This window comes from Nitrosomonas ureae (genome assembly GCF_900108305.1).
GTDB classification, from domain to species: domain Bacteria; phylum Pseudomonadota; class Gammaproteobacteria; order Burkholderiales; family Nitrosomonadaceae; genus Nitrosomonas; species Nitrosomonas ureae_B.
Genome location: NZ_FNUX01000045.1, coordinates 1 through 7,317 on the forward strand (window position 1 = coordinate 1; position 7,317 = coordinate 7,317).

Genomic DNA, 7,317 nt, shown 5'->3' on the forward strand with positions numbered 1-7,317 from the left:
CGCGCTGGCGCGGCAGACAGTGTTCGATCCGTTGATATTGGTTTTCAGTGATTTCCATCACCATATTATATCAAATAGTGTTAACAGGCCCTAGTGTGGAGAATGGAATGACTAATATACTGGGCCAATTAATTGCAAGGCATTATATATCAAAATTAAATTCGGAGGAATGTCGTGTATGATAAATGGAAAAATGAGTGTAAACACCTTATCAAATCGATAATTTCCTCAGTCTGGGCCATCGGTCATGAATCCAGTTGTATTCAGATGGCGTTTCTTCAGTAATCACATAGACCCTTTGTTCGCCTCCTCTTTCAGCCAGTAACGCCTGGATAGCCATTCCCGGGACTAGAGTGATCCAATGGGATTGATTGTCGGAATCTTTTTCCATGAAGCTTTCAGCAGGAAGCAGAGCGGCATCACTAAGGCGCTTGCCAGGCATCTCCGGACGATCCGTAACTTTTCGCCGTTGATGTTAAAATTAACCGCTGATGGAATGCAATCATTTAATTTACAAAACAGCTTTATCTGCTCAGTTTTAGATTGGTATCAATAAATCTGTTCCGTTAGCGTATGTTTCCGTCTCGCTTGGCTTCAGATTCAGGATTCAATCCTGGTATCTTCAAGCGCGCCCCCGATCGTAAAATGGTAGAGCGATTGATAACTCAGATCTTTAATGCCAAGAAAATCGCGGTGCATGGGGTCATCAAAAAAACACCCAATGCCTGTGGCGCGAATGCCAGTCGCTTCGGCCTCCAGATAAAGAACCTGTCCCACTAGGCCGCATTCCCAGTAGAGTCGCGGGTAAAACCAGGCCCCGTATTTTTGAAGAGATTCCTGAAATTGCGTGAGCATTCCCAGGCTAAAGCAACCCTCCGCAGCGATATCCTGTAGACAGGAAATTTGCTTCGCCGCATCTCGTACATCCGCTATAAGCAATTTGAAAAGGGGCAGTTTTTCTGGACAACCTGCCGGCTTCTCCCAGAGAAAATCGGATCGCATTACCTTTTTCAAGCAATCCGTATGTTCAACATTGCGAATTAAAAAATAAAGCCCCGGTTCAAGGTTCTCAACACGATGGATAAATATGGCCAAATGAACTTTGGGCAACCATGGTAGCGTTTCGTAAGGATACCGATTCTCTTCCGGCAATGTCTTTTTTAAAATCTGGTAAAATTGCTCCTGGCTTATCGACGTCTTTCCGTCCATTGCGACGGCACTTCGTCTCTGTCGAACTATCTTTCTAAAAGAGACAGATCGATTCGTATAGGCTTCGGTCGTTTTCTCTTCACCGCGCAAAAGATTCTCAAACAGAATCGGTTCATTATTCGGCTTTGCTGTCACTGTCGCGATCTTCTCTAGATTTGGCCAACTCACGTGAGAGGGGCTGAGTTGGTTTGCCTTCCCATGCCAGCTAAGTAATTGAAATTGGTCGATAGTGTCTTTTGCTATTTCCGTTTGATTCACGCTGTTTGCTTGCGGTGTAAGGGCGATCAAACAGTCCGGGTATTCCCCTTCTGGACCGCGTGAATCCACCAAGCCAAACAATATCGATAATTCCTCTCTGCTTAGTGTCTCAATGAGTGTTGTCTGCCAACCCAATGAAGAAGCTGCAAGACTGATCGCACCAATCGCGTGGCCGACATCATGATGGCAGTAACGAAATGTACGCTCACCATATTTCCAGGCCTCCCGCCAGTAAATAGAACTAAGCCCAATAAAAAATACTTCAACTGGGAATCCTTTACGCAATTTGTGCCAAAGCGAAACATCGAATTCACTCCGCAACTCGAGAATATGCTCATCTGAAGAATAATGCGCGATGAATGCCTCGTCACTGATTGAATCCATCGGCCCGGAGAGTAAATAACTTTCTGTCGGATGTAAATTGCCGCTTGAGGGATTGACCCGGAGCGCCCAGCGACTTTTACCCGAACTCTTCCATGCCGAAAGTGAAAGACTGTCAAAAAATAATCGGGAGATCAAATCGATATTTAAATCACCTTTATCGTGCCTGACTGTTTTCGCATGAAATACACTCTCATAATCCATATCCAGAAATTCATCGGATTCAATTTTTCGAAGCGGAATTTTTTTTGCGCCGGCATAACGCCGAAACGAATCGGGTTGCGTTGCCCAATCGAGATACCCGAGACTCGCTGCGTACCGGTTAAAATGGTGTTTACTCAATTGGTGATACACCACGACTTCGTCAATCTGTTTTGTTTGATAAGAAACGGGCATAATTTTCCAAGCTATCCTGTAAATAGCAGAATAATAATATTGAGAATGGAGTCCCCAACGCGCCCTAAACAGCATCGAGGTGCCAGAATAGTGATGAAAGCCAACTAAAATATTGAGGAGCGCTCGACATGAATATTACAACGATGGTATTGATTTGTGTTGGAACCTGATAGTGATGGATTTTTAGTTCACTTATTTAGTGGTGGTCAGAGTAGTGTACAAGTTTATGGGTCAGGTGTTGTGACTTCCATTTTATCGGATGATCTTGACGGTAGCCGTCATCAAAGATTTATCATTGAGTTAAAATCAAAGCAAACGCTACTGATTGGTCACAATATAGATTTAGCACCAAGAATTGATGGATTGTACTTAAATGATCGAATTGAATTTTTTGGGGAATATGAATGGAATGATAAAGGTGGAGTCATTCATTGGACACATGATGATCCTGAAGAAATTCATGTGAATGGCTGGATCTTTCATAAGAATGTTATCTACCAGTGACTTCGTATCGTAAGATACACTTGAATTTTGATTTGTATTGACCTACTGATTATGAAACGTAACTTGAAATATATAACATATAAAAACCAATAACTTGCAATTCTTGCCAAGCACAAAAACAGTCTCAAACTATTATAAATAGTATCACTTACATCGTAGATTGGCACAAATTTGACACAATTCAATTTTGTGTTGTCTTTTGATTTCTTGACTATAAATCGAAACTAAAAGCATTATTGAAAATGACTTATAGAATTACATGATTTATTGATAACCAATTGATTATGTGGTTTTCAGGCAATTTAAAAGTCATTTATTATCAGAGTACTGAAAACTGTGCAGAGGCATATAAAATATAGATGCATCTGTAAACTTCTGTCACTCTCTATTTTTTAGAGCCTTATTCTTTCGTTTGTACGAAACATCGTGTCGTTGCATCTAAGCATATTTGTGCATCTTCAGGTTTTCCTAAGGCGTGTGGGCAAATAATGCACATCGAGCTCGTAATATTCTGGAAAGTGGAGATATAGAAGAGGGTTTAAACGCTGCATCGGCCATTGGGGATGATCGTTTACAAAAACAATCACAAGGTTATATTGTTCCCGAATCTTTTACACATGGTAGTTCAGAGCAAAGAGTACGCTGGTTTAGAAAAGGGTTAAAATCAGGAAAAATTGGCGATTGTGATACCTTCACTGCGGATAAATTATAAATTTTCCGTAAAAATTCTTTTTGCTATTGCAATCTAAACCACACATTTATATGGTTTTCTATTACTAACTATAAATCCCATTTTGAATGGGTACATTTCAAAATATTGGTAGTTTTACGGATAGCTTCAAATCTTGATGAAAGGAGGCTCCGAGGCTTTGCCAAGGGCTAAATGTGGTAGTTCTCAAGTTTGCGTAAACGGGTATGTTCCTGCTGAAGCTGTGGACACACATATTCTTGCCAACTTTGCAAAACATTACACGCAAGCATCGTGTCGCTGATTTACGAGAAAGATATCAATTTGAAATTTAATTGTTGATCACAATTTCTCGCACTTATAAATTTCATTCTGATTTATTATTGTTTCCAAATATTTTAAATATTTTGAATATTTTGAATATATTCAAAATTTCGATATACCATTTAAAATCTTTTTGATAACCAATCACTATCTTAGATACATTCTCTGGAACAATAGTATTTTTAGTAATTGGAATCCATTCTTTTCTCTTGGTATTGTAATAAAATGATTCCCCTGGTTCGGGTGGGAGCATCCAGTCATAAAGCTCCTTTTCTTTTCCTGTAAGAGTTCTTACGCGAATTCTTCCTTCTATGAAAGTTTTTTTGTTTGTTCTGTCGCCGTCAAATAGGGCCATTTCTTTCGGAATTAGATTTTCCTGACACCATAACCATATTAATGATGCTCCAATTGCCATTGATGCCATACCTGCAAGTGCTTCATAAGATGTTGTTAGTCTATGGCTTTCAAGTGGTTGTAAATCCCCATATCCTAAAGTAGTAAAAGTCGTAATGCTGAAATAAATAGCATCTGATAAATCTGGTATGAATTCACCGCATTCACCTATTAACCCTGACGATTTATAGTGAAGTGCAAAAGCAAGTATTGTAGTACCAATTTGTAGCAGCAAAAGAGCGAATAAAAATGTATAAAAAGATCTACTTAAATTTAAAAGGGTTGGGATTATCCATATTATTATAATAAATCCTAATATCAAGAAAATTACTGTAATGATTGAATTCCAATTTAAATATCTGCTAATCAGACTACCTAATAACGTAATAATGAAAAATACAGTTTGTATAAATACAACTGTTACAACATATTGCCATGGAACCCCATGATTTAACATTTTTATCCCATAGTAGCTTCTATTTGAAAATCATGTAGAAAATAATTATTTTAATAAATGGGCGCTGAAGATTGAAGGTCGGAATGGAATACAAGGGGATTAAGATTATATTTTTTTAAGATAGATTTTATTAAATCTACTATCCACTCTTCTGCGGTGGGTGAAATATATATAATTTTGATTAATTCATTCAGATTCACATTTACATAAATCCCATTTATATTTTGATCGGTATCAATTGGCCGATCATATTCATCATATTTCCTAACATGAATTAGCGCTCTTAACTCTTTTTCATGTTCGAAACTTTTCCTTTTATATAAAAAAGGAGAGAGCATATTTTTTACTGGAATGTGATCTTTTCGATAATCAATGTAATTAACGATTCCAATATAAACAATATAATCCTGATTATCTAATACCGATTGAACAAGATCATTGTATGTACTTACAATTGCTATGCCATTTGAATATTTAGCGTATAAACTCCACATGGCTGCAGATTCATATTCTTGCATGTGCCATGAATGAACAAATATTTTATTACGATCATTTAAAACAGCTCGGGGAATTTCTCGGTGTGCCGAAGCTATAAGATCTATATTTATTTTATCGTCCTCATATTTTTTCTTTCCCCAGTCTTCTGCATCTTCAAAACTTTTATTATCAACTTCAATCATCCTTTTTTTTTCTTTATCAATATGTGCAATGACTTGGTGCTTTAGTTGATCAAATAAAGTAATTTCCTCGTTTCCGATCATCGCGTTAACATGAGTAAAATGTCCTTCATATGGATCTACTTTACTTAATTTATCAAGCCTGGGGAAGTAAAGGGCTGATTTATCAATTAAGGATAAAAACTTTTCAAAATCCATATACCGCCAGATTAAACAATTAACATCTGTTGGGGCTGTACATGCTGGATGAATTCGGTAGGGCATCTGAAAAAATACATCTTTTTAAGTTTTAGAAGCTTTTATTATATTAGTAATTGTTTTTCCCTATCTTAAAAAAATAATCGAGTGTTTTCTTCCTTAATCTTTAGATTCATACTTTATCCCTACTAATCGACGGGTATATTTTTATTGGAATTTTCCGCAATGCTACAAAGTACTTTTGTTAGGAGTGCTTAATTTGATAATATTTCCAAAACGTAATAATTATTATTGGCGCATTCGTTACACCCGTAACAAATCAGAAAGCGCAGATTTTACCGGTATGTTACGAAGGAAAAGAAGCGCCTGATTGAATCAGGCGTTGATAAGGAAGAATTGCGTTTGCTTTGTAGATAGCTTAGTAACCGACTAAATTTACACGCCGAGAGAAGATTTTCACAATACAGAAGATAAATTTTGTAAATATATGAATATTAATGATATTATATTTATCATTTTACGTGATAAAAATTTAACTCTTAAGTTAATTCAATTTTGAGTTCTCCTCAATCGAAATAAAAAAACCGTTCACCATCTGTATTTCGCTGCAAAGCATCTGAAATAGCGCCATCAGGCTCAACGATAATTTTGAGAATCTTAATCTCTTGAGACTCAACTTTTGCAAATGCTTCCAACTTTCTTAATCGATCTTGTAGTTTCATCTTAAGTGCTAATTATTCTTTCTCGAATTATTAATTTTATTTTCCTGATATAAGTATTGATGCCTATCAAGATAATGAATTATAAGGTAAAAATAAATATTATCTGTCTAACTATTTTATTAAATCGAATGTAAGTTAGCTTCCTAACTGATCCAATTATATAAGGATGTTATTTTATAAGCTGATAACCAACGTTTAATTAATAAAAGGATTTCTATGAAAAATATAGATACGGTAGTGGATTCTGCAAGCAAAACAATTGATAACACTATGAACGCAACTAATAATACTATTGATAAGGTTAGTAAAGCGACCAAAGAAGTTGCAGATACTATTGGTGAGAAAGGGGATCAAATTAGGAGTGTGGAACAAAGATTAGTCAAAGAAACTACTTCATATATTCGTGACAATCCACTGAGATCGGTTGGTATAGCAGTTGGAGTAGGGTTTCTGTTGAGTAAATGGTTCAATGATCGTTGATATTTGAAAATAATTATTAGTTAAAGAACCTTTAAGGGAGTTACCGTGGAAAAGTCTGAAAAATTATCAAACATAGACAAAACATCTCAATTTGCACATGAAGCTATAGACAAGGCTACAAATGCAACCTACAAAGTTGCAACTAAAATTGTCGATAAAGGGGATGAACTTAGTCAAGTTGCGAATAAAATTGTGGATAAAGGAGATGAGCTAAATAATTTAGCGCATGAAACTATTGATAAGGCTACAACCGCAACTCATGAAGCAATAGATAACCTCCAAGAGAAAAAATATCAACTGATTAATGCTGAGCAGGAAGTGATTGTGAAATATTCTACTTATGTTCGAGAGAATCCTGTTAGGGCATTAGGAATTGCGGTAGGGGTGGGATTTCTCGTCAGCAAGTTCTTAAATCGTTAAATTCTATAATTCGTATTTTTAATATCATAAAAAATGTGTTTAATGTGGTTTAAAGTTGCTGGGATGGAAATAAAAATGCCCGCCTCATAATCCTAATGAAAGGGATATTTTTTAAACTAGGGCCTGTTAACACTATTTGATATAATATGGTGATGGAAATCACTGAAAACCAATATCAACGGATCGAACACTGTCTGCCGCGCCAGCGCG

General features: G+C 36.5%; 8 protein-coding genes and 1 pseudogene. 4 read left to right on the forward strand and 5 right to left on the reverse strand.

Translation table 11 applies throughout. The features are described 5' to 3' along the window. Window positions 1-211 precede the first annotated feature (211 nt). Entirely contained in the window at window positions 212-442 is a 231-nt protein-coding gene (locus C4S39_RS14575) for a hypothetical protein (RefSeq protein WP_258039467.1), read from the reverse strand. A 158-nt stretch (window positions 443-600) separates the two neighbouring features. Next, on the reverse strand, window positions 601-2,244 hold the full coding sequence (locus tag C4S39_RS14580; protein WP_103967664.1) for a SagB/ThcOx family dehydrogenase: 1,644 nt from the start codon (window positions 2,242-2,244) through the stop codon (window positions 601-603). A 156-nt stretch (window positions 2,245-2,400) separates the two neighbouring features. Between C4S39_RS14580 and C4S39_RS14585 the strand changes: the two genes are divergently transcribed. Beyond that, window positions 2,401-2,748: a DUF3465 domain-containing protein gene (locus C4S39_RS14585; protein WP_103967665.1), complete on the forward strand. Its 348-nt coding sequence runs from the start codon at window positions 2,401-2,403 to the stop codon at window positions 2,746-2,748. A gap of 472 nt (window positions 2,749-3,220) precedes the next feature. Next, window positions 3,221-3,460: pseudogene (locus tag C4S39_RS14590) on the forward strand (neutral zinc metallopeptidase); the annotation flags it as partial. Between the two features lie 343 nt (window positions 3,461-3,803). On the opposite strand, the gene C4S39_RS14595 reads toward C4S39_RS14590, so the two are convergent. The 3 genes from C4S39_RS14595 to C4S39_RS15405 form a co-directional block, all read right to left on the reverse strand. Next, on the reverse strand, window positions 3,804-4,610 hold the full coding sequence (locus C4S39_RS14595; RefSeq protein ID WP_103967666.1) for a potassium channel family protein: 807 nt from the start codon (window positions 4,608-4,610) through the stop codon (window positions 3,804-3,806). 50 nt (window positions 4,611-4,660) lie between these two features. Beyond that, on the reverse strand, window positions 4,661-5,485 hold the full coding sequence (locus tag C4S39_RS14600) for a DUF2971 domain-containing protein (protein ID WP_103967667.1): 825 nt from the start codon (window positions 5,483-5,485) through the stop codon (window positions 4,661-4,663). 566 nt (window positions 5,486-6,051) lie between these two features. Further along, window positions 6,052-6,207, reverse strand: coding sequence for a hypothetical protein (locus C4S39_RS15405; protein WP_181023841.1), 156 nt, complete (start codon window positions 6,205-6,207; stop codon window positions 6,052-6,054). Window positions 6,208-6,423: 216 nt separating this feature from the next. Between C4S39_RS15405 and C4S39_RS14605 the strand changes: the two genes are divergently transcribed. Next, window positions 6,424-6,687 (forward strand): DUF883 family protein, encoded by a 264-nt coding sequence (locus C4S39_RS14605; protein ID WP_103967668.1) that lies wholly within the window; start codon window positions 6,424-6,426, stop codon window positions 6,685-6,687. A gap of 45 nt (window positions 6,688-6,732) precedes the next feature. Further along, window positions 6,733-7,107, forward strand: a complete 375-nt coding sequence (locus tag C4S39_RS14610; RefSeq protein WP_103967669.1) for a DUF883 family protein — start codon at window positions 6,733-6,735, stop codon at window positions 7,105-7,107. Window positions 7,108-7,317 lie beyond the last annotated feature (210 nt).